This is a genomic window from Sulfitobacter sp. 1A12056, assembly GCF_043558125.1.
Lineage (GTDB): Bacteria > Pseudomonadota > Alphaproteobacteria > Rhodobacterales > Rhodobacteraceae > Sulfitobacter > Sulfitobacter faviae.
The window spans coordinates 188,117-209,877 of sequence record NZ_JBIFFY010000005.1; the positions used below are offsets into that span (position 1 = coordinate 188,117).

A 21,761-nucleotide genomic window follows, 5' to 3' on the forward strand; every position below is an offset into this window, starting at 1 on the left:
GCATGGGCGCTCTGCCCAGCTGCAGGCGCTGTCGAAACACGCGGCCAAAGGATGGCGCGCGCCCCTCTGCGCTGCGATCCGTCGCGGCATTTCGCCCGCCGCAACGATCTTGGCCATAGGCATAGCCGGTTCCGACGCCGGGGTATAGATACCCCGGTCGCCTGTCGCGAAGTTACGTTACGGCTAGTGATGTTTTACGGGAAGATCAAGATGTTAAGGGGTGGCGGGTGAAAGACCTCCCCCGCCGCCCCCTCCTGCGACCGCTGCAAACCGGCGGTCGGTCGGGGCTACAAGCCGCCTTAGAAATCCCTTAGCTTTGGCCGCCCGTTCACGGAAACATTGTCGATATCCTCAAGCTTAAAGCCACGCACCAAGGACGGTATCATCATGCAGACCAGCACAAAGATCGGCAGCCCCACCACGGTGATCACCTGCTGCAAGGCGGTCAGCCCGGTGTCGCCGGTCAGCAGGATCAGCATCGCCGCGACCAGCCCTTCGGCAAGACCCCAAAAGACCCGCTGGCGCACGGGGCCGGGTTTGGCATGGCCGGTGCAAAGCATATCGACGACCAGTGAAGCGGAGTCCGACGAGGTGGCAAAGAAGATCGCCACGATGATGATCGCCACGCCTTGGACGAAGAGCGTGAATGGGAAATGCTCAAGGAAGACGAAAAGCGCGAGGGGTATGCTCTCTGCCACCGCCCGGCTGATCTCGCCCGCCTGATCGCCCATCGCTTCCCGCGCCGCCGTGCCGATGCCGTCAAAGCCGATGGCCTGCCAGCCGAAGATCGAGAACCAGATCAGCGTGAAGGCCGTGGGCGCAAGCAGGACACCAAAGACAAATTCCCGAATGGTCCTGCCCCGTGAAATCCGCGCCACGAACAGCCCGATGAAGGGCGACCAAGTGACGGTCCAAGCCCAGTAAAAGACCGTCCAATCCCCTTGCCAGCCCCAATCCCCGTTCGACGGGTTTCGATTGGCCAGCATATCGTTCCAAAAAGCCAGCCGTGGTAGGTTTTGCAGGTAAAGGCCCGCAGTTTCGACAATGCCACGCAAGAGAAACAGGGTCGATCCGGTCACCAGCACGAAGATCATCAGCAGAACCGCCATGCCGATGTTGATATTCGACAAAAGCTTCACCCCGCTGTCGAGCCCCGCCACGATTGAGCCGACAGCGACCATGGTCAGCACGGCGAGGATCATGATCTTCAGAAAGGTCGAAGCATCCCAGCCAAAAAGCTCGGACAGCCCCGCCGCGATCTGCGAAGAGCCGAGACCGAGAGACACCGCCACGCCGAAGATCGTGCCCAAGATGGCCACGATATCAATGGCTTTGCCCACCGGCCCGTGAATACCCTCACGCAGCAGGGGATAAAAAACCGAGCTGACGCGCACCGGCAGATCATAGCGGTTGATGAAATAGGCGAAGGCCAGACCGGGCAGCGTGAAAATCGCCCAAGTGTGCAGCCCAAGGTGATAGATCGCGATTGAAATCGCATCTTTCGCCGCCTGTTCCGAATAGGGCTCTACCCCCGGCAGGGGCGGTTTCTGGAAATGGCTGATCGGTTCGGCCACGCCCCAGAACATGAGCACGGTGCCAATGCCCCCGGCGAAAAGCATGGTGAACCACGATAGGTTCGAATACTCCGGCTCAGACCCTTTCGGCCCCAATCGAATATGGCCGTGGCGCGAAGCGGCGGCCCAAATCAGAAAACCCAGCCAGACATTCACGCCAAGAATGAAGAACCAGCCAAGATTGGTCACGACCCATGCCCGACCCACGGCAAAGATGTCTCCGATGGGTTCGGGCACCGCGATCAAGAGTAGAACGAAAAGCGCGGCGAGCCCGGCTGAAATGAAAAAGATGACCGGGTCCGTTTTCAGACCAAGACGCCGTGCGAGATTTTCCACGTATTTTTTCCTTTATTGTTCGTTTCCTTGGTCGGCCCTGCGACCCCTCTAGGGCATCACCGGGGCCTCGCCTTTCGATGACATGTCCGGCTCATCACGGCTGCGGATCTCCATATTCCCGCGCAGACGCGGCAGGGCTTGAGGATGCTCTTTTTGCAGCCAATCGATCATCTTCTCGCGGATTTCACAGCGCAGATCCCATGCCTGTGGTGAAGTCCGGGCGCTAACAAGGCCACGCACGGCGATACTGTCTTTCTCGGTCTCGGAAACCTGCAGGTTGACCACCTGCCCGTCCCATAGGGGGGAGGCTTTGGCCAGTTCCTCAAGCTTCGCGCGCATTTGGCCAATCGGCACCGTGTAATCGAGATACCAAAACACCGTGCCGATGATCGACGCGCTTTCACGGGTCCAATTCTGAAAGGGCTTTTCGATAAAATAGGACAGCGGCACCACCATGCGCCGCCAATCCCACAGACGCACGACGACATAGGTCGCGAAGATCTCTTCCACCCAGCCCCATTCGTCTTCGACGATCACCACATCTTCAAGCCTGATCGGCTGGGTGATTGCGATCTGTAGCCCCGCGATAAGGTTGGTCAGTACGGGGCGCGCCGCCAACCCGACGACCAGACCCGCCGCCCCGGCCGAGGCGAACAGACCCGCCCCGTATTTCTGCACGCTTTCAAAGGTCAACAGCACCCCAGCGGCGGTGAAAATCCCCAAGATGATGGTCACGGCCCGGCGCAGCACGCGCGCTTGGGTCACGAACTTGCGGGCCGAAAGATTGTCTTCGACATCCAACCGATGCCGCCGCACGGCGCGTTCCGCGAAATGATTGGTCAGAAGGATCAGCGTCCAGCCGACGAGGATGATCAGCAATACCAGAAACAGATGCGCCGCCCCGTCCTGCCAGCCGTAAAGCCGCACATTGGGCAGAACCCAAGCGAGTGCTGCGACCACGGCGGCAAGGCGCAGCGGCCTGCGCGCCCGGCGCAGCAAGGACCGCCCGGTGATGTTCTTTTCCGAGATTACGCGGTCGAGGATACGGTATCCGATCCAATGCACCGCCAGCCCCGCCGCACAGGCCAGAAGCACGGCAAGAAGGGGGCTGACGAAATCGGGCGCGGCCTCAAGCTGCGTTGAAATACCCGTCGCTATGCGGTCCAGCGTCTCCATCGCTTAGGCCCACCAAACCACCATCGCCAGCGTGGCCACGACAAGCAGCCCGGCCCAGAGGGTGCGATCCTGCCACAGCGGTTTCTCCCATTGAGTAAAGATCTCCTTGGCTTCTTCCCCCTGCCAGACAAGGTCTTCGATATTCTCTTTTTCCTTCGGCGAGGTGGCGTAGGAAATACCGAAATGCAGGATGATCCCGATGGTCATCATGATCGAGGACATCACCGTATAGTGGATTTCCGGCAGCCCCATATAGGCCCAGTAATTCGTCACCTCTTTCAACACGAAAAGCGGAATGCCGATGATGAGGCCAAACATGATCGTCCAAAACGCGCCGTTGCCGTTCAACCGTTTGAACATCAGGCCGAGGATATAGACCACCACGATGGTCGGCACGATATAGGACAGCGAGGATTGGAAATAGCTGAACAGGCTTTCAAACCCGGCAATCATCGGGGCATAGATCGCGCCGAAGACCATGACACCCGCGGTGACCAGTTTGCCCATCCAGACCTGACGCTCTTCGCTCACGTTGAACATCGGCTCGGCAAAGTCCTTTACCACCAAGGTCGAAGCAGAGTTCAAGGCAGAGTCGAGCGAAGACATGATCGCCGCGATCAGTGCCGCCATAATCAGGCCGCGCACGCCAATCGGCATCAGCTCAAACGCCAGCGTGGGGAAAGCAAGGTCAGGCGTTTCAAGATCGGGGTAGAGCTTGAGCGCGATCACCCCCGGCAGCACCATCAAAAAGATGTTCGGCAGTTTCAGGAAACCGGCGAAGATCGCCCCGATCTGCCCTTCTTTCAGGTCCTTCGCGCCCAGCGTCCGCTGCACGACGAACTGGTTGATCGTCCAATAGTAAAAGCCGAGCAAGATAACGCCCAAAAGCCCCGTCCACGGCAAGAAATCATCGTCCGCGGGCAAGATCATATGGGTCATATCCTCGGGCGTGCCGGTAAACAGCTCCTCCCAGCCGCCGATCTCATCAAGGCCGATCCAGAACAGGGCGGCGGCCCCGATGATCAGCAAGATCGCCTGCACCGTATCGGTCACGACAACCGCCGAAAGACCGCCCAGAATGGTGTAGATGCCCGCGACCAAAGCCAGCACGGCGACGGCGGCCCAAAGGTTGAGGTAGCCGGTGACATTCGAGATCACCAACCCACCCGCATAGAGGGCGCCCGCCGTATCGATGAACATGATGGCGAGGATGGTGAAAAGCGAAAACGCCCGGCGCGAACGGACGTCATAGCGCTCTTCCAGAAATCCCGGCACGGTCGAGATTTTCGCCCGCAGGTAGGACGGCAGAATGAAGATCGCGAATAGGATCAAGACCAGCGCGGCGGTCCATTCATAGTTGAAAATGACGACGCCATTCGCATAGGCCCCGCCCATCAGCCCCACAAAACTGGAGCCGGACATGTTGGAGGCGAAAAGCGAGAAACCAATCAGATACCAAGGCAGCGACCGACCGGCGAGGAAGTAATCCTCAGACCCGCCTGATTGTTTGCGCGAAACGTAAATACCATGGGCAACGACACCGATAAAATAGGCCACCACAATCGCATAGTCGATCAGGTGTAGATCAAATTTCGCGCTCTCCATCTTGCTCTCCTAAAATATTCTTTGCGCTCAATTCCGAGGTTGGCCCGCGCGGCCTCTGGCTCAGTTGTCCTCTTCCCAAGGTTCCATTTCCTGCAATTCCTTCTCGGTCGCCGAGACATAGGCCCGCAGATCGTCCCCGCCCAAACGGCGCAACTCGATCATATCCAGCGGCACGGCGACCTGCGTTTCGCCCAATCCGAGGAAGCCGCCGATGTCGAGGATCACCATTTTGATCTGGCCATCTTCGCTAAAGGTGACCTGCGAAATCTCACCAATCCAATTGTCGTTCTGGCCAAAGGCCGCGAGCCCGAGGAATTCTTCGGAATCCAGATCGCTCAATTTAACGATCTCGATCTTTTCGCCGCCCTCGCGCATATCGGCGGCGCGCAGGCGCACGTCGTCTTCGTTGTATTCCGGGGCGGATTTCAGGTCTTCTTTCTGCCCGGTATAGAGCAGGAAGAACTCGTTCTCTTCATCCGCATCCGGCAGGAAACGCAGATCATCAAGGGACAGCACCCGCGTGGCCCCCTTGCCGAGAAACCCGCCTGCATCGACGATGATGCCGCGTAGTGTCCCATCGCGGCTGATGACGACTTCGGACACCTGCCCGGCCATGGTCCAGCCTTCCAATGGCTCTTTCAATTCTTCGAGGTCGATCTCGGCCAGCGGCTCATCCTTTGCGGGCAAGAACAGCTTGTGGCCATTCAGGCTCGACAAGGCGATCATCGTGTCTTGGGGAATGAATTGCGGTGTCTCAGTCTCGGATCGCAGTGCCGTGGCGGCAAGGCTGCCAATCAGCGTAATTGCTAGAAGCGGCGCGTTTCTCATGATTATCTCCTGCTGAAAATTCGGTCGGGCAAGGCCGGTAGCATCATGGGGATAACGGGATCTTGATGAGATAGTTCCCTTGTTACGTGAATTTAGAGAACCTGCACCGCAAGCGCGCCTGCGTAGATCACCAGAAGGCCGATACTCTCCCAACCAATCCCTTTGCGCTGCCGGAAGATCAGGCCAAGGATCAGAACCGCCGTCATCATCATCGCCACGGTGAGCCAAAACAGGTCATCCGCAGTGATCGCGTGATAGAGCGATCCGTCGCGATAGCCGATGTCCGACAGGGTGAGGAACAGCGTGTCGAACGTATTGCCGCCGATGATCCCGCCCACGGCCAATTGCAGCGCCCCGCGCCGCACCGCGACCAAGGTGGTGACAAGCTCAGGCAGAGACGTAAGCACCGCCGTCATCGTGGCCCCCACCACGGTATCCGACAGGTCAAACCGGTCCGAGATTTCCGCCGCGATCCGCGCCACGGCGAAGCCGGAAAGACCCATGAGCACCAGCAAGATCAGAAAGGGCACGACCAATGCGCCCACGGGTTTCTCGGCCTCTTCATCGTCCTCAGGCTCATCCGCGCGGGTGTCCGAGGTGGACACTGGGTGCCACATCGGCTCTTCCCGCAGCCGGGCGGTGGCGCGCATGCCATAGGCGTAGAGCGCGAACAGCGCGACACTGGCGGGATGGATGCCCCAGAACGCCACCTCTGGCGCGGTGAAGGCCATCAGCGGCACCGTCAGCAGAAGCAGCAGCAGCCCCGCCTGAAAGACATTGGCCAGATCAGCCGCCGCATGTTCGAGGTTGGCCCGCCGATAGATCATGTCCGCCAAGGCCAGAAAGGCCGTCTGCGCCGCGATGCCCCCGATGCCGTTCGAAAAGGCCAAAGATGCCCGCCCGTCCAGCGCTGAGGTCAGTGAGACGACGGTGCCAGACATGGAAGTGGCCGCGCCGAGCAGGGCCGCGCCAACCAGCGCCTCCCCCCAGCCGGTCCGGTCCGCGATCTGGTCGCTGAGCCCCGTCATACGGTAGCCGGTCACGAGAATGACAAGCCCGGCGAGACCGCCAAGAGCGAAGAGGATCGGGGTGGAAAGGCTTGCAAACATGCCCGGTCAACGCGCGAGGGGGCGATCCGTTCGCGCCAATTAGTGAAAAAGTTCACAAAGTTCCGGAACCCCACGGGAAGTTTACCGTTGATGTGATGCAGACCAAAATTTCAAGCGGAGCCGCAATTTATGGCAAAGCTCTTTTCACGGCGAGCTATTTTAGCCCAAATCGCACTTGGTACAGGTGCCGCGACTGTCGGATTACCGGTGCAACACGCCTTTGCCGCCCGCGATGACCGGCCTTGGGCGTTTTTTAAGAATGACGAAGCACAGTGGATGGCTGCCGTGGTCGACGTGTTCATCCCGCAGGATGAGTTCCCCTCAGCCTCGCAAGCGGGCGTCGTCGACTTTATCGATTTCCAGATGGCCACCGCTTATGGCGCGGGCAAAGGTCTTTATCTTGAGCCGCCTTTCCCTGAGGGCGCCGTGGCCGAGCAGGGCTATCAGCTTGAATTCACACCGGCACAACTCCTCCGTCAGGGGATAGAACAGGCGCGCCAGCTGGGTGACTTCGCCACGATGGACGCCGCAGCCCGCGCCGATCATGTCGAAGAGCTATCGAAGCGGGATGACTTTATCGGCACGCTGATTGCGGAACTGTGGAAGCTGACGCGACAAGGCTATTTCGCCGATCCGATCTATCTGGGCAATCATGATTACGCCGGCTGGCGCATGGTCGGGTTTCCGGGCGCTCATGCCTATTACACCGAGCGGGTCGACGCCCACGAACGCTCGGTCACGCCGCCGCCGCGCGGCATTGCCCATGATCGTGGCGGCTCCCCCTACCCGCCCCGCGCGATTGGCGGAGGGTCTGACTGATGGCACCCAGAACGCTTCCCAAAACCGATGTCTTGATCATTGGCGGCGGCTGGACCGGTCTGACTGCCGCCTACGAATTGGCCCATGCCGGGCAGCGCTGCGTCGTGCTGGAACGCGGCAAACAACGCCATACCGCCACATCTTTCGGCGCGCCCGAGGAACATGACGAACTCAAATACGCCCACCGCTACGAACATATGGTCGACGTCAAGAAAGAGACGCTGACCTTTCGCAATAATCGTGACCAACAGGCGCTGCCAATGCGGCGGCTGGGGTCCTTCCTGCCCGGATCGGGGCTTGGCGGCGCGGGCATTCATTGGAACGGCCAGCTGTGGCGGCCCCTGCCCTCTGACCTTGAAATGCGCAGCCACTACGAGGACCGCTACGGCAAGGATTTCATCGGCCCCGAGCTTAGCATTCAGGATTGGGGCGTCACCTATGACGAGCTTGAACCCCATCTCGACTTCTTCGAACGGATTTGCGGAGCCGCCGGGCAGGCTGGCAATCTAAACGGCGAGGCGCTTGCCGGGGGGAACGTTTTTGAGGGGCCGCGCAGCGCGGATTACCCCAACCCGCCAATGCGCCAGCCGATCTCCAACACGCTCTTTGGCGAAGCCGCCGAGCGGATGGGGTTGAACCCCTTCCCCATGCCCTCGGCCAATGTGACCAAAGCCTATGTGAACCCCTATGGCGCGCAGTTGCACCCTTGCACCTATTGCGGCTTTTGCGAGCGTTTCGGCTGCGGCTACTATGCCAAGGCCGACCCGATCATCTGCGTCTATGACCGGATCAAGGACCACGAGAATTTCGAGATCCGCCTGAACGCACAGGTGTTGCGCATCGAGAAGAGCGAAGACGGCAAGACAGCGACCGGCGCGATCTACCTCGATGAGAACGGCGAAGAGGTTTTCCAGCCCGCCGATACGATCTGCATGAACGCCTATGCGCTGTGGAACGTGCATCTGATGCTCGTCTCCGGCCTTGGCAAACCCTATGACCCCGAAACCCGCACCGGCGTCGTTGGGCGCAACTACAGCTATCAAACCGTGGCCGGGGTCGATGCCTTCTTCGACGACAGCGTGAAAACCGACCCCTATATGGGCGCGGGCGCGCTCGGCGTGGTGATCGACGATTACAACGGCGACAATTTCGACCATAGCGATCTGGGCTTCGTCGGCGGCGGCTATATCGCCTGCAAGCAATACCACGGCCGCCCCATCGGCTATCAGCCGGTGCCCGAGGGCACGCCGAAATGGGGTGCGGAGTGGAAACGCGCGGTGCGCGAGAACTACAATCATCACGCTGATTTGGTGGTGCATGGCTCCTCGGTGTCGACGCCCGAGAATTACCTCGACCTCGATCCGACATGGACCGATGCCTACGGCCGCCCGCTGCTGCGCATGACCTTCGATTTCCCCGAGAATGACCGCAAGATGTCAGACTATGTGATGCAACGCGCGATGGAGGTCGCCCGCGAGATGGACAATGTGACTTCCGTCAGCGGCAGCAACAACGCGGCGATCGACAGCCACTATGACATTGTCCCCTATCAGACCACCCATAACGTCGGCGGCGCGGTGATCGGCACCGACCCCGAGACCAGCGTGGTCAACCGCTATGGCCAGATGTGGGACCATCACAACGTCTTCGTCTTCGGCGCCTGCCTGTTTCCGCAGAACCTTGGCTACAACCCCACAGGGCCGCTGATGGGCCTCGCCTATTGGACACTCGAACACATGAAACGCGACTACCTGCCGAACCCCGGCCCCTTGATGGATGCCTAAGACAGATCGAAAAGGACCGCCCCATGACATTCCGTACCGTTCTGACGACCTGTAGCGCGATCGCCGTTCTCGGCATTTCCGCCGGTTTCATCCGCGCCCAGAATTACGAGGCCGCCCCCGGCATTTCGGCGATGGAGCAACGTTTGCAAGACGACGTTCTGCGCTTCAATGCGACGGTGAACACCGAGGTCGACGACGATGTGCTGGAGCTGGGGCGGCTGGTCGCCATGGGCGGATCCGAGGCGGGCGACAGCGGCATGGCCTGCATCACCTGCCACGGCGGCGATGGCGCAGGCGACGGCTCGGGCGCCTTTCCACGGCTGGCCGGTCAGGCTGGGTGGTACACTTACAAACAGCTCAAGGACTATGCCTCGGGCGACCGGCAGAACCGCGTCATGTCGGGCATCGCCAAGAAGCTGACCGAAGAAGAGATGGAGGCAGTCGCGGCCTACTACGCCACGATCTCGGCTCCTTACACCCGGCCCTTGGGCGATGTGGACGGCATGACATTGCAATGGGGCGGCCAGCTTGGCGCGGTCGGCTCGGCTGAGCGCGGCGTGCCCGCTTGTGTGAATTGTCACGGGCCAAGCGGCCTCGGCAACCCGCCCTCGGTGCCCTACCTTGCCGGGCAATATGCCAGCTACATGGCGCATCAATTGCAGATGTGGAAAGAGGGCAAGCGCGACAACGATGTGGACAACGTCATGTCCGCCATCGCCAAGAAGATGACCCAGAAAGACATCGACGCCGTCAGCGCCTATTACAACCGTGTCCGCCCGACGCAGCCGCTGCCGCCCGAGACGTCACCGCTGTTGGAGCCTTCCACGGCGCCGACGCAGTGAGCTGAGGCATGCGCGTCTTCACCGTCATATCGGTTCTGTTGCTGACCACCCTCGCGATGGTCTGGTCCGCACTGCCGCCGCAAAGCAGCCTTGCCGCCGCAGTGGCCGATCCGATGCGAGAGGCCTCTCGGCAGGTTTCGGACTGGGCCCGGATCAACATACGCCAAGGTCTGGTGGAAAAGACCCCGGATTACGAAGCCGCCTCGCGCCGGTTTCTGGATGCCGACCCGCAGCGCGGGGTTGCCCTGATCCGGCTTCATGGCTGCGGCGCTTGCCACCGTGTGCCGGGGCTGCGCGATGCCCAAGGTACCGTTGGCCCTGATCTGCATGATTTCGCCCGACAATCCTATGTGGCGGGCGTCTTGCCGAACCGCCCCGGCGATCTGACCCGTTGGTTGATGAACCCGCCCGCCCATAGCCCTGAGACCGCCATGCCGAACCTTGGCCTGAAACGTGACGAAGCGCGCGACATCGCTGCCTATCTTTTGGGATCGGAGGTGCGCGAATGAGCGAGACCGCACAGTCCACGCTTGGCGAATACGGCGTGCAATCCGCCCTGGCGCCTGAAGGGGTTGGCGCCACGGCGATCAACGGGCTGACCATCGGCATGACGGTCGCTTTCGGCGTGGTCTTCGTGCTGCTGCTGCTCTTCGTCTGGGGCGTCCTCGCCGGTAAGCTCGCGCCGCGCAAATGGTGGATCTGGGCGGGGGGCATTGCCCTGCCGCTCGTCTCGGTTCTGATCCTGATGGGCTTTTCCACCGTCATCCTGCAACGCATCACCTTGGAAGACCCCGAGGCGCTGGTCATCGAAGTGACCGGCAAACAGTTCTGGTGGGACGTGGTCTATGACCCCGAAGGCTGGGCCATGCGCGGCGCCAATGAGATCATCATCCCCAAAGGCCGCCCGGTAACCTTTCGGCTGAAATCGAGCGACGTGATCCATTCCTTCTGGGTGCCCAAGCTTACCGGCAAGATGGACATGATCCCGGGCCGGGTGAACAGCCTGCCGGTCATGGCGACCGAAACGGGGCGTTTTCGCGGGCAATGTGCTGAGTTCTGCGGGTTGTCGCACCCCAAGATGGCCTTTGAGGTCGTCGTGATGGAGCCCGAAGACTTCGACGCTTGGATGCAGCGCAGCAGTGGCGAGGCGCGAGACGCGGCCACCGCGGAGTTGACCCGCGGGCGCGATGTCTTTGTCGAGGCGGGATGCCCCGCCTGCCATACCATCCGCGGCGTGGCTGAGACCGGAACGCTTGGGCCCGACCTGACCCGCGTGGGCGCGCGCGGCAGTCTTGGGGCGGGGATGTACCGCATGAACCAAGGCACGCTCGCGGGTTGGATCGCGGATCCGACCGCGATGAAACCGGGGGCCAAGATGCCTTCTTACAATCATCTGCCGGGGCCCGACCTGCGCGCGCTCTCGGCCTATCTGGCGAGCCTTAAATGACGGACCGTAAAGCATATGTCGTGGATCTGCCCGAGGATCAGACCTATTCCGGCAGTGCCAAGGGCGCGCCGGACAAGGGGTTCGAGCGGATCTGGGACGCCCCGCCGGGCATCCGCTATCTGTCCTCGGTCAGCCACCGGGTTGTGGGCAAGCGTTTCCTCGTCACTGGCTTCGTCTTTTTTCTGATCGCTGGTTTCCTCGCCCTTCTGGTGCGCACCCAGCTTATCGTGCCGGACAATACCTTCCTCGATTCCGAGACCTACAATCAGGTCTTCACGATGCATGGCACGATCATGATGTTCCTCTTCGCGATCCCCATGCTCGAGGGGTTCGCGGTGCATCTCATCCCGCTCATGGTTGGCGCGCGCGACCTTGTGTTTCCGCGGCTCGGGGCCTTTGGCTATTACTGCTACCTCTTCGGCGGCATCATCGTGCTGTCGTCCTTCGTCTTCGACGCCGCGCCCGCGGGGGGCTGGTTCATGTATGTGCCGCTCTCGACCAGCGCCTATACGCAGGACCTCTCGGCGGATTTCTGGCTCATCGGCATCACTTTCGCCGAGATCGCCAGCGTGACCGCGGCGGTGGAGATCATCGCCGCGATCCTCTGCACCCGCGCGCCGGGGATGAGCCTGACCAAGATGCCGATCCTGATGTGGTATCTGCTGATCACCGCCTTCATGATCGCCGTGGGCTTTCCGCCGCTGATCATCGGCTCGATCCTTCTGGAGGCCGAGCGCCTTTTGGGTCTGCCCTTCTTCGACATCGCGCTTGGCGGCGACCCGCTGCTCTGGCAGCACCTGTTCTGGCTCTTCGGCCACCCGGAGGTCTACATCATCTTCCTGCCCGCCGCGGGCATGGTGGCGACGATGCTACCGACTTTCGTGGGCAAGCCGCTCTTCGGCTACGGGTTTGCCGTGGCGGCGGTGGTGACGATGGGTTTTCTCAGCTTCGGCCTCTGGGCGCACCATATGTTCGCCACGGGCCTGCCGGTGATGTCGCTGACGCTGTTCTCCGCCGCCTCTACGATGGTGGCGATCCCGACGGGGGTACAGATTTTCTGCTTCCTCGCCACGCTGGCACAGGGAAAGCCGCGGATGGAGGTGCCAATGCTCTTCATCCTCGGGTTCCTGTTCATCTTCGTGCTGGGGGGCCTCACCGGCGTGATGGTGGCCGCGGTACCCTTCAACCTTCAGGCCCATGACAGCTACTTCGTGGTGGCGCATCTGCACTATGTGCTGATCGGCGGCTTCGTCTTCCCGATGTTCGGCGCGCTCTACTACTGGATGCCGCATTTCACCGGGCGGATGATGTCGGACACGCTGGGCCGCTGGGTCTTTTGGCTGATGTTCATCGGGTTCAACGTAACCTTCTTCATGATGCATCTCACGGGCATGCGCGGCATGCCGCGTCGGATCGCCAGCTACCCCGAGGGGCTGGGCTGGGACCGGCTCAACATGCTGTCGTCGATCGGCTCCTACATTCTGGCCGCGGGCGTGGTGCTCTTTGTCTTCGACTTCTTTTGGCACCAGCGTCACGGGCTGCGGGCGCGGCGCAATCCTTGGGGCGCGGGCACGCTCGAATGGCTCTCTCCGCCAATCCCGCCGGGGTTCAACTTCCACGCCATTCCCACCGTCCGCTCGCGTGAGCCGCTCTGGGACCAGCCCGAGTTGCTGGACCGCCCGGCGCATAAGGTCGAAGGCGCGCTGCGCCCCACCACCGACCACCGGCGCGAGACTATGGGCAATGACCCCGTGACCGGCGCGCCGATGCAGATCGTGCGCCTGCCCCATCCGACATGGGTGCCGCTGATCACGGCCTTCGGTCTGGCGCTTGGCTTTGGCGCGACGCTGGCTTCGGCCTATTGGCTGGTGGCGGTCGGTTTCGCCATCGCGCTGGCGGGGATCACCGCGTGGATTTGGGAGCCGTCGGACAGCGGCGTGCTGCGCGACAGCGGCTTGGGCAAACTGCGCCTGCCGGTCAATATCGTCGACCCGCGCAGTCACCTGCATTTGGCGGTGGTGGGCACGATGCTAATCTCCGCCGCGCTCTTTGCCTCACTGCTCTTTGCCGGGCTTTACCTGTGGAACACCCAGCCCCATTGGGCCGAGACGACACCCGCCGCTGATCCGCTCATGGCGGGTCTGGCAGCCCTCGCCGCTTTGGGCCTGCTGCTGTTCAGCTGGGCCAGCCGCCGGGCGGCCTATGGGGCCAAGGTCAAATTGGTCATCGCCGTCGATCTGGGACTGGCCGTGGGGGCCATCGCCTTGGGCGCGCTGTTGTTCCTGTCGATCCAAGAGGTCGATCCCTATGGGTCGGCCTATGCCGCCGTGGGCTGGGCGCTCTTCGCCTTCGTAGCGGGATACCTTGCCGTGGTGCTCTACTGGTCGCTCATCAATGCGCTGCGCAAAGCCGTGGGCGCGGTTCAGCCGGGGCAAATGCTGCCCAACCTGCTCATCGCCACATTCGCCAAGGTGGTGGCCATCATGGGCGGGGTCACGGCGGCGGCCTATCTGCTGGCAGGAGGCACAATATGAGAGGTCTGACCGAAGGCATCGCCAAACCAGCCCTGCTCTGGGCGCTGCATTTCACGCTGATCTACGCGCTGATCTCAGCCGCCTGCGCGCCGCGCGCACTGCTGGGGCAGGACCACCTGCTGATGATCGCCGTCGTGCTGACGCTTGCCATGGCAATGGTGCAAATCTTTTGGATGTGGCGGGGCGCACATAGCGGTCGGCGGTCGGACCTGAACCGGGATGAGACCGCCCTTCTGCGCGCGGGATGGTGGACCGGGCTGATCTCGCTCATCGCCACGCTGGCCAATCTAACCCCGGTGCTGATCCTGCCCGGCTGCCACGGATAGAGAAAGAGGAGACCCCTCATGCAACAGGACGCCTATACCCCATTCTGCGGCACACCGCCCCTCCCCGGAGAGCTTTTGACCCGTTGGACCCTCGACCCCTTTCTGCTGGTCGGGCTGCTGGCTTTCGCGGCCCTGCTCTGGACGCGGGCCGAGCGGCGGGGCCAAGCGCTGAGCGGTGCGGCGCTGGTGGCGTTCTTGTTCATCTCCCCGCTCTGCGCGGCCTCGATGGCGCTGTTCTCGGCCCGGGTGGGACAGCATATTCTGCTCACGCTGATTGCCGCACCGATGATCGCGGCGGCGCTGCCGAAGGTACGGCTGCCGCTCTGGCCCCTCGCCTTGGTCTTCGCCCTGCTGTTTTGGGGGTGGCACAGCCCGACGCCCTATGCGGCGACCTTGCAGTCTGACCTTGTCTATTGGGCGATGCATCTGTCGCTGACAGGCTGCGCGATTGCGCTCTTCATGGGGTTCCGCGGGGCCGGGGCGCAGGCGGCGGTGCCTGCGGTCTTTACCGCGGCACAGTTGACCGCCTTCGCGGTGACCCTCACCCTCGCCCCCACGGTGTGGCATGGCTGGCACGAGCTGACCGCCCTGCCCTATGGGCTTTCCGCCTTGGCTGACCAGCAACTCGCGGGCGCGCTCATGTGGGTCGCAGGTGGCGGCCTGTTCATGGTGCTGGTGGCGCTTCAGGTGCGGCAACTTCTGCGGCAAGATACGCTGGCCCAAAGCGCGGGCTGAGCGGCTCAACCTGCCGCGAAGGCTTTGGTCAGGTCTTCCTGCCTGTCGCGCGGCAGCACCACGATCAAAACGTCGCCCTCTTGCAGGGTCACATCCCGCCCCGGCAACTGCTCTTCCCCGTCACGGATCAGCGCGACAAGGCGGCCTTGCCCCGGCAGGTCCAACCGCTCCCCGGCCAAACGCTCGGGCACGGTGACGCGGGTCAGCAGCAGATCATCCTGTAGCAGCGGCTCTTTCATTGCCTCGTCATCGCCGGTCAGCATATCCACGATGTCTTCGGCGACCTTGGCATGGGGGTTGATCACATCGTCCAAACCCAATTCGCAACAGACCCGCAGCAGCGCATTCGAGGTGATCTGCGGGATCACCCGGCCATAGCCGATAGAGCGGCCAATGAGCGCCGCCAGAATGTTGATCTCGGAGGCGTTGGTCACGGCGATGCACACATCGTCTTCGTCGCGAAAGGCTTCCCGCAGCACGTCTGGGTTGCTGCCGTCACCCTCTATCATGCCGCAGTCGATCCGCTCTGCCGCTTGTTCTAACAACTCACGCGACTTGTCGATCAACACGACCTCGCGGTCGGTTTCGATCAACTCCTCCGCGATGGCGAGGCCAAAGCTCGACGCGCCGATGATGACGATACGCATGGGTAATCTCCTAACTTGGGCGGGTCCAACTGCGTGGCAGCAAAAGCGCCAGCACCGCGATGAATTCCAACCGGCCCAGCCACATGGCGAAGGCGACCGAAAGTTTCAGATCGCCGGGCATGTCCGCCCCCACCGCCCCGGTCGAGAGGCCCACGGTCGAAAGCGCTGAAATCGTGTCGAACAAAGCGGGCAACGGGGGGTAGCCATGGGCCACGAAGTGAAACCACAAGAGCCCCGCAAAGCTGAAATAGATGAGCACCAGCGCCAAAAGCGACACAACCGCTTCGGTCGAGACGGGCCGGCCACTGTGGCGCAGGGGGGCGATGGCATGTTCAGTGAGCCGCACATGCTGCACCGCATGGACCACTGCGCCGATACAGACATGCAGACGGCTGAGCTTAAGCCCCCCCGCCGTCGATCCGGCATCTCCGCCCCAAAGCATCGCCAGCAACAGGATCAGCAACGCGGGACCGGCATCATAGACCGGCCCCGTGGAAAACCCCGCCGTCGTTAGCCCCGAGATCAGGTTCAGCGCATGGGCGTAGAGCGTAAGTTCGCGATCTTGGGAGGTGGTCAGCACCGCAGCAAGGTAAATGACCAAGGCCAGTGCAATCGCCACCAGCACCCGCTGGACCGAGCCGAGCTTCCAAGCCTCACGGTGCCGCCCCTGGCCGACAAAGACAAAGACCAGCAGCGATATCGCGCCCAACACGCAGGACAAGATAACCATGCCCTGCCCGAGCGGCGAATAGCTGGCCAGACTGTCGGCCCGGGGGGAAAACCCTGCGGTCGAAATCGCGGCGAGGGTCAGCACCAATGCCTCACGCCAATCGGGGATCACCAGCATGGTCAGCAGCACCATGACCAAGGTCAGCGCGCTATAGACGGTCAGAAGCTGCCGCGCCTGCTCTCGGGTCGAGGAAATGCGATCCCCCTGTTGGATATCGACCCGCCCCAAACGCCGCGCCGGGCGCCCCCGCGGTAGCAGCAGGGCCAGCACCGCCGTGGCGATCACCAAGCCGCCGCACCACTGCATCCAGCCGCGCAAGACATGGCCCGCGAAAGGCCAGCTTTCCGCCTCCTGCGCGACCGTAAGGCCGGTGGTGGTGATGCCGCTCACCGCCTCGAAAAACGCATCTATGGGGGGCATGCCAAGGGTGACGAAAGCGGGTGTGGTCAACAGCGCGGCGATGAGAAAGACCAAAGCCACGGTCATCATCGCTTCCATCCCGCGCAGATCATCGGGCAGCGGGCGCGACCGCACCGCGACATGCACCACGCCCGAGAGGACAACAGGCGCGAGCAGGACCAGCGCCAGCAGCAAATCCCCCTCGGCCAATGCCCAAGCGCCGGGTGGCAGGCACAACGCGCCAAAGATCGGCGCGTGTTTGCCGAGGGTCAGCGCAATTACACGCGGCCGCGCGACGGTCATCACGGTCGAGGATCCCGACCGGAAGAAAGAGGCCGGGCGAATTGCCATCAGCTTGGGGCCATCTGTATCCGTGGTGGTGTAGCTTTATTCCGCATCAGGCGGCGTCTGCTGGTAGTATAGGGCAACCGCGCGGATTTCCTCATCGCTAAGCGATTTGGCGATGTCTTCCATGACGTTAAGCGGCCCATTCGCCCGGTCGCCGTTCTGCCAAGCCACCAGTTGATCGGCGATATACTGCGCCGATTGCCCTGCCAAACGCGGAATCGCCGCGCCGCTTGTGTCGCTGCCACCGTGGCATTGGTTGCAGGCTGGCACGCTGTCACTGCCAGAGGCCGCAAGCGCGCCGCCCTGTTGCACCACATCGGTCGGGGCACCGTGATCGAACTTGGACAGTTTCGGCGCGACGGAGGCGTAGTAATCCGCCACGGCCAAACGCTCTTCTTCGGTCAACTGGGTGGCGATGGGCACCATGATCGGCGAAAACCGTTCACCCGCCATGAAAGCCTGAAGCTGCGCTTCGATATAATCGGCGGGCAACCCGGCCAGACCGGGCATCTCGCCCAAGCCTGCGCCTGCGTCATCCAGACCGTGGCAGGCCATGCATTTCATGCCGACACCGCCCTGCTGCGCGCCACCCGAGGCGACGGTGCGGCCCAAAGCGGTATCCGGGGCACGTTCCACGCCGCCATCATCGGCGTCGTCAAAGAGCGGTGGCGGAGACTGCGCCGCAGCGGCACAGGCGATGAAGGTGGCAAAGGGAACAAGAATTGAAAGTCGCATGGTCTACCCCTCCTCCAGATCGGCGAACTCGGCCCGCATACGCTTGACGTCTTCGGCGGTGACATCGCCTTCGTAGTCATTGCCCAAGTTGGTTTGGATGTAGGACACGACGGCGGCGACCTGTTCATCGTCCAGCCAATCGGCAAAGGCCGGCATGGCGCCATTGCCTTCAAGGATCAGGTTGACCGGATAGCGCTTGTGCCCCAGCCGCGGGTTGGCGGCCAAAGCGGGGTATTTCCCGGCCCCATATGCCCCCTCGCCCTCTGGCCCGTGACAGCCCGAACAGGCGCGGCGGTAAAGATCGGCCCCCTCGCTATCGGTGAATTTCTCGGTGGTGGAGCCCAGATCACGCCGGCCGACATCGACCTGAGAATTGTCCTCCTGCGCAAGGCCCGGCGTGGCGAGCGTCATGAGCAAGGGAAAGATGAGATAACGCATGGTTCAACCCTCCTTCACCGCGCGGTCATGGACCTGTCGCACCGCATCCAGAGCGGAGAGCAGAGAGCCTTCCTGCCAGCCCGGCAGATAGCTGATATGCTCCCCCGCGCAGACGAAACGGTTGTCCATGGTCGCGGCGATCTCATAATCGCGACCCCGGTCATCCCAATCGGAATAACAGCCCAGCATCCACGGCACCCGGTGCCAGCTCAGCACCACACCGCTGCTGAATTCATCCCGGTACTGCGGGTGGATCCGCGCGCCCTGCTCCAGCACGGTTTCAAGCCGCTCTTCGGGCGACATCGAATTGAAGGCATAGGCATGTGGCCCATAGGCATAGCAGCCCAGTAGCACGCCCGGACCATCGGAATGCATCTCAGCCGAGGGATAGCTGATCTCGGCAATGGGCAGGTCGGTTAGGGTGATGCCGCCGTAAATCTGCTCATCCCGTTCCCAAAAGCGGCGTTTCATCTCAAGCCCGGCTTTCACCGCCTCATGGTAATGCAGCGCCCGCATGACGCGGCGCATGTCGGCAGAGACATCGACATCAAGCTGGCTGAGCACGGTAAAGGGGATGGTGCAGATACAGTAATCCGCCGTTTCAACCCCGCCGCTGCCTTCGCCATCGGCGCCGGAATACTCGACCTCGACCCCGCTTTCGGTCTGCCGGATCCGGTCAACCTTGGCGTTATAGGTGATCGTATCCTCCACCTCCCGGGCAAAGGCATGGGCGATCTCCTCCATGCCGCCCACGGGCTGGAACATCGGCGCATGGTGGCGGTAGGTCGTGTGGTTGCGCATCTTTTCCCAAAAGCGGGATTTCAGCAGGTCCTCCAAGGCAATCGGCTCAGAAGGTTCGGGCGCGGCGTTGTAAAGCCCCCCGCCCGGCGCGCCATTCTCGGGATAGCCGCGGTATTCAGCGGTATCGAGACTGGCCTCATAGCTGTAATCATTGTTGAGGATGCCAAAGGATTTCAGGGATTCCAAAAGGATCTCAGTGTCCTCTTTGGTCAGCGCGCTATCAAGCCGCCCTTTATCGACCGATTTGGCCAGCAATTCCGTGATCTGGCCCACGTAATCCGCCCAAGCATGGCCATAGCGAATTGGTTTGCCGTCGAATGCCGTTTGCGAATGGAGATAGGCGTTTTGGTTTTCCTGAACGAATACTTCAAGCGGCACGTTCAACCGGTGACAATAGTCTAAGAGCGCCAGATGGTGATGCGGAATGCGCCAAGGGCCGATGTTGATATATTGCCCTTTGGAGAATTCGACCTTTTGCTTATAGCCGCCCAATTCTTCGAATTCATCGCCGCCTTTGAGGGTCCAACAGCGGCCCCCGGCGCGCTTTTGATACTCTAGGATGCTGACTTCGTAGCCCGCGTTGCGCAGCTCCAGCGCGGCGCACATGCCCGCAAGACCCGCCCCCAGCACAACAACCTTGCGCCCCTGAGGCGCGCCGGAAAGTTCGATGGGGCCTTTGTAAGGGCTTTGCCGGGCATGCCCGAGGGAGGACATGGCGTGCAGCATAGTGGAGGAACCAGCGGCCAGACCGATCATTTTCAAAAGATCGCGCCGTGATGGGGGCCGGACGTTGGAGGGGTGGGACATAAAGACCGCTCCTATTTCAGGTAAATTTTTTGACCAATTAACGAAAGAACGCCTGCCGTAGGTCATTGTTCCAAGAAGGTCGGAAAAATCACGATCCGCCGCGATTGAGTTTCATTGCATCGAGCAAGACATTGACCTGCGCGGCGTCCTGCGGCGGCACAAGGCCGGTCGCATCCTTGCCTTCCAAAGTGTCCAAAAACGGCTCTACCCCCTCGCCTGCATCAAGTGGGGGAAGCTCTATGCTTTCGACCGGTTTCTGCTGCCCTCTGAGGCCGAGGTCCAGCACACCCGCCCGCAGACGCGCCCAACCGGCCTCGCCCACGATGTCCAACTCAAGGCGCATTTCGCTATCCGTCCAGCCTGCCTCAACCACGCCGGTGCCGGGCGGGGCCGCGAATTCGATCAGGGCCGCGCCGTGGTCATCCACCGGCCAGCCAAGCGCGTTGCCGGTGACCGCATGGCCCGAGACGATGGGGCCGACAAGCCATTGAAAAAGGTCGATGACATGCACCGCCTCATCCACGAACCCGCCATAGCAGGCACGCGCCGGGTCGGTCATCCAGCAATCGAGGTCGAGCCAATCGGCATAGCCGCCGTCATGGGAAAAGCGTCCGCGGGCCTCTAGCACCTGGCCCAATGCGCCCCGCGCGATACTCTCGTGCAGGTGGTTAAGCGCCGCGGATCTGCGTAGGAAATACCCCGTCGCCAAGACCAAGCCCTTTTCGCAGGCCAAGTCAGCGCAGCGGCGCGCCGCTTCGGCGCTGCCCGCCATCGGCTTTTCGACAAAAACCGGCAGACCGGCGTTCAGGGCGGCGGTGATTTCCTCCTCATGAAACACCGTTTCGCTGCACACAATCGCGCCGCGCACATCCAATCGGGCAAGGTCAGTCAGCGCGACCCGGCTGGCCTTGAGCTGGCTACAAAGCGCCACTTGGCGCGCCTCATCCCGGTCGAAAACCTGAGAGACGCGCCAGCCGCGCTGTGCGATATGCGCCAGATGGTCGGACAGATGCACATGCGCCCCGCCGAGCAGAACCAAATTCTTTTCAGTTGCCATAGCTGTTTCCCCCCGCATCAATCGCCCAGTAGAAAACGCGACAGCGTGATCTGAACCGCGAAGACTGTGTCGCCGCCCTCGGTGTGGTTCACATAGCTGAGCAATGACGCATCGAGCGGCGCGTTGCCCTCGTCGAGATCGTAGTTCACCCCGACCTCATAGCCCGTATAATCCAGAATATCGTCCCGCTCGACAAAGGCATAGGCATCAACGCGGTCGTTGAACGTATAGCCGCCTTCGAGCTTATAGACCCAATCGCCCCGCTCCGGCTCGCCCCCCAGATCGACGGTGGCTCGCCACTCTTCGCTCACGCTATAGTCGAATTTGCCATGCAACTCGCCGCGCACATCGCCCGTCTCATCGCGCAGAAAGCGGGTGTAATAGGCGTCATAGGCCAGTTTCTCCGTGAGATCGCCACGGTGGCCCAGCGTCAGTTCGAATTGCGCGTCATCCCTTGGGTCGTCCAGCGATAGAACGAGGGCGTGGAAATAGGCCGGGCCATAGGCGACCTCCGCAAAAGCCTCGATCTCCGCGCTTTCGGCGGCACCGGGGCCATCGTTGAGACGGTAAAAGAATTTCGGCGTGACGCCCACCTCTAGGCTCCAATCCGAGGCGGAGGTGTTCCGCTCCATCTCCGGGGCTGTGGTGGATGTCTGATCCACCGTTTGCGCCAAGGCCCCAGCG

At 61.8% G+C, this 21,761-nt stretch carries 20 protein-coding genes; 8 read left to right on the plus strand and 12 right to left on the minus strand.

All coding sequences use genetic code 11. From position 1 onward, the window contains the following. Positions 1-299: 299 nt before the first annotated feature. The 5 genes from ACGYLD_RS11895 to ACGYLD_RS11915 all read right to left on the minus strand — a co-directional run bounded on the left by ACGYLD_RS11895 (position 300) and on the right by ACGYLD_RS11915 (position 6,628). Positions 300-1,910, minus strand: a complete 1,611-nt coding sequence (locus tag ACGYLD_RS11895; protein ID WP_271689223.1) for a BCCT family transporter — start codon at positions 1,908-1,910, stop codon at positions 300-302. Between the two features lie 48 nt (positions 1,911-1,958). Then, positions 1,959-3,086 carry a mechanosensitive ion channel family protein gene (locus ACGYLD_RS11900; RefSeq protein WP_394402668.1) on the minus strand — a complete coding sequence of 376 codons (1,128 nt, stop codon included), beginning with the start codon at positions 3,084-3,086 and terminating at the stop codon, positions 1,959-1,961. Between the two features lie 3 nt (positions 3,087-3,089). After that, a complete protein-coding gene (locus ACGYLD_RS11905) occupies positions 3,090-4,691 on the minus strand; it encodes a sodium:solute symporter (RefSeq protein WP_271689221.1) in 1,602 nt (533 codons plus the stop codon). Positions 4,692-4,751: 60 nt separating this feature from the next. Beyond that, positions 4,752-5,519: a PRC-barrel domain-containing protein gene (locus tag ACGYLD_RS11910; RefSeq protein ID WP_271692112.1), complete on the minus strand. Its 768-nt coding sequence runs from the start codon at positions 5,517-5,519 to the stop codon at positions 4,752-4,754. A 92-nt stretch (positions 5,520-5,611) separates the two neighbouring features. Continuing rightward, the gene (locus ACGYLD_RS11915) at positions 5,612-6,628 is read right to left on the minus strand and encodes a sodium:calcium antiporter (RefSeq protein WP_271692114.1); all 1,017 of its coding nucleotides are present in this window, start codon (positions 6,626-6,628) and stop codon (positions 5,612-5,614) included. Positions 6,629-6,835: 207 nt separating this feature from the next. Between ACGYLD_RS11915 and ACGYLD_RS11920 the strand changes: the two genes are divergently transcribed. From ACGYLD_RS11920 to ACGYLD_RS11955, 8 genes are read left to right on the plus strand one after another with little or no spacing between them, the layout of a single operon-like run. Then, complete coding sequence (locus ACGYLD_RS11920) at positions 6,836-7,447, plus strand: gluconate 2-dehydrogenase subunit 3 family protein (RefSeq protein WP_271692115.1); 612 nt, start codon at positions 6,836-6,838, stop codon at positions 7,445-7,447. Continuing rightward, complete coding sequence (locus ACGYLD_RS11925; protein WP_271692116.1) at positions 7,447-9,231, plus strand: GMC family oxidoreductase; 1,785 nt, start codon at positions 7,447-7,449, stop codon at positions 9,229-9,231. The genes ACGYLD_RS11920 and ACGYLD_RS11925 overlap by 1 nt, the downstream gene beginning before the upstream one ends. A 23-nt stretch (positions 9,232-9,254) precedes the next feature. Next, complete coding sequence (locus ACGYLD_RS11930; protein ID WP_271692117.1) at positions 9,255-10,073, plus strand: c-type cytochrome; 819 nt, start codon at positions 9,255-9,257, stop codon at positions 10,071-10,073. 8 nt (positions 10,074-10,081) lie between these two features. Continuing rightward, on the plus strand, positions 10,082-10,582 hold the full coding sequence (locus ACGYLD_RS11935; RefSeq protein WP_271692118.1) for a cytochrome c family protein: 501 nt from the start codon (positions 10,082-10,084) through the stop codon (positions 10,580-10,582). Beyond that, on the plus strand, positions 10,579-11,520 hold the full coding sequence (gene coxB / locus ACGYLD_RS11940) for a cytochrome c oxidase subunit II (protein ID WP_271692119.1): 942 nt from the start codon (positions 10,579-10,581) through the stop codon (positions 11,518-11,520). The genes ACGYLD_RS11935 and coxB overlap by 4 nt, the downstream gene beginning before the upstream one ends. Further along, positions 11,517-14,054 carry a cytochrome c oxidase subunit I gene (gene ctaD / locus ACGYLD_RS11945; RefSeq protein ID WP_271692120.1) on the plus strand — a complete coding sequence of 846 codons (2,538 nt, stop codon included), beginning with the start codon at positions 11,517-11,519 and terminating at the stop codon, positions 14,052-14,054. Before coxB ends, ctaD begins: the two co-directional genes overlap by 4 nt. Beyond that, positions 14,051-14,380 carry a hypothetical protein gene (locus ACGYLD_RS11950; protein ID WP_271692121.1) on the plus strand — a complete coding sequence of 110 codons (330 nt, stop codon included), beginning with the start codon at positions 14,051-14,053 and terminating at the stop codon, positions 14,378-14,380. Before ctaD ends, ACGYLD_RS11950 begins: the two co-directional genes overlap by 4 nt. An 18-nt stretch (positions 14,381-14,398) precedes the next feature. Continuing rightward, a complete protein-coding gene (locus ACGYLD_RS11955; RefSeq protein ID WP_271692122.1) occupies positions 14,399-15,115 on the plus strand; it encodes a cytochrome c oxidase assembly protein in 717 nt (238 codons plus the stop codon). A 5-nt stretch (positions 15,116-15,120) separates the two neighbouring features. On the opposite strand, the gene ACGYLD_RS11960 is transcribed toward ACGYLD_RS11955, so the two are convergent. The 7 genes from ACGYLD_RS11960 to ACGYLD_RS11990 all read right to left on the minus strand — a co-directional run bounded on the left by ACGYLD_RS11960 (position 15,121) and on the right by ACGYLD_RS11990 (position 21,739). After that, complete coding sequence (locus ACGYLD_RS11960; protein ID WP_271692123.1) at positions 15,121-15,762, minus strand: TrkA family potassium uptake protein; 642 nt, start codon at positions 15,760-15,762, stop codon at positions 15,121-15,123. 10 nt (positions 15,763-15,772) lie between these two features. Further along, positions 15,773-17,242 carry a TrkH family potassium uptake protein gene (locus ACGYLD_RS11965; RefSeq protein WP_271692124.1) on the minus strand — a complete coding sequence of 490 codons (1,470 nt, stop codon included), beginning with the start codon at positions 17,240-17,242 and terminating at the stop codon, positions 15,773-15,775. A gap of 36 nt (positions 17,243-17,278) precedes the next feature. Then, complete coding sequence (locus ACGYLD_RS11970) at positions 17,279-17,974, minus strand: c-type cytochrome (RefSeq protein ID WP_271692125.1); 696 nt, start codon at positions 17,972-17,974, stop codon at positions 17,279-17,281. Positions 17,975-17,977: 3 nt separating this feature from the next. Then, positions 17,978-18,412 (minus strand): cytochrome c, encoded by a 435-nt coding sequence (locus tag ACGYLD_RS11975; RefSeq protein ID WP_271692127.1) that lies wholly within the window; start codon positions 18,410-18,412, stop codon positions 17,978-17,980. Between the two features lie 3 nt (positions 18,413-18,415). Continuing rightward, positions 18,416-20,020, minus strand: a complete 1,605-nt coding sequence (locus tag ACGYLD_RS11980) for a flavin monoamine oxidase family protein (RefSeq protein WP_271692128.1) — start codon at positions 20,018-20,020, stop codon at positions 18,416-18,418. 88 nt (positions 20,021-20,108) lie between these two features. Beyond that, positions 20,109-21,077 (minus strand): Gfo/Idh/MocA family protein, encoded by a 969-nt coding sequence (locus ACGYLD_RS11985; RefSeq protein ID WP_271692129.1) that lies wholly within the window; start codon positions 21,075-21,077, stop codon positions 20,109-20,111. A 17-nt stretch (positions 21,078-21,094) separates the two neighbouring features. After that, positions 21,095-21,739 (minus strand): hypothetical protein, encoded by a 645-nt coding sequence (locus ACGYLD_RS11990; RefSeq protein ID WP_271692130.1) that lies wholly within the window; start codon positions 21,737-21,739, stop codon positions 21,095-21,097. Positions 21,740-21,761: the final 22 nt, after the last annotated feature.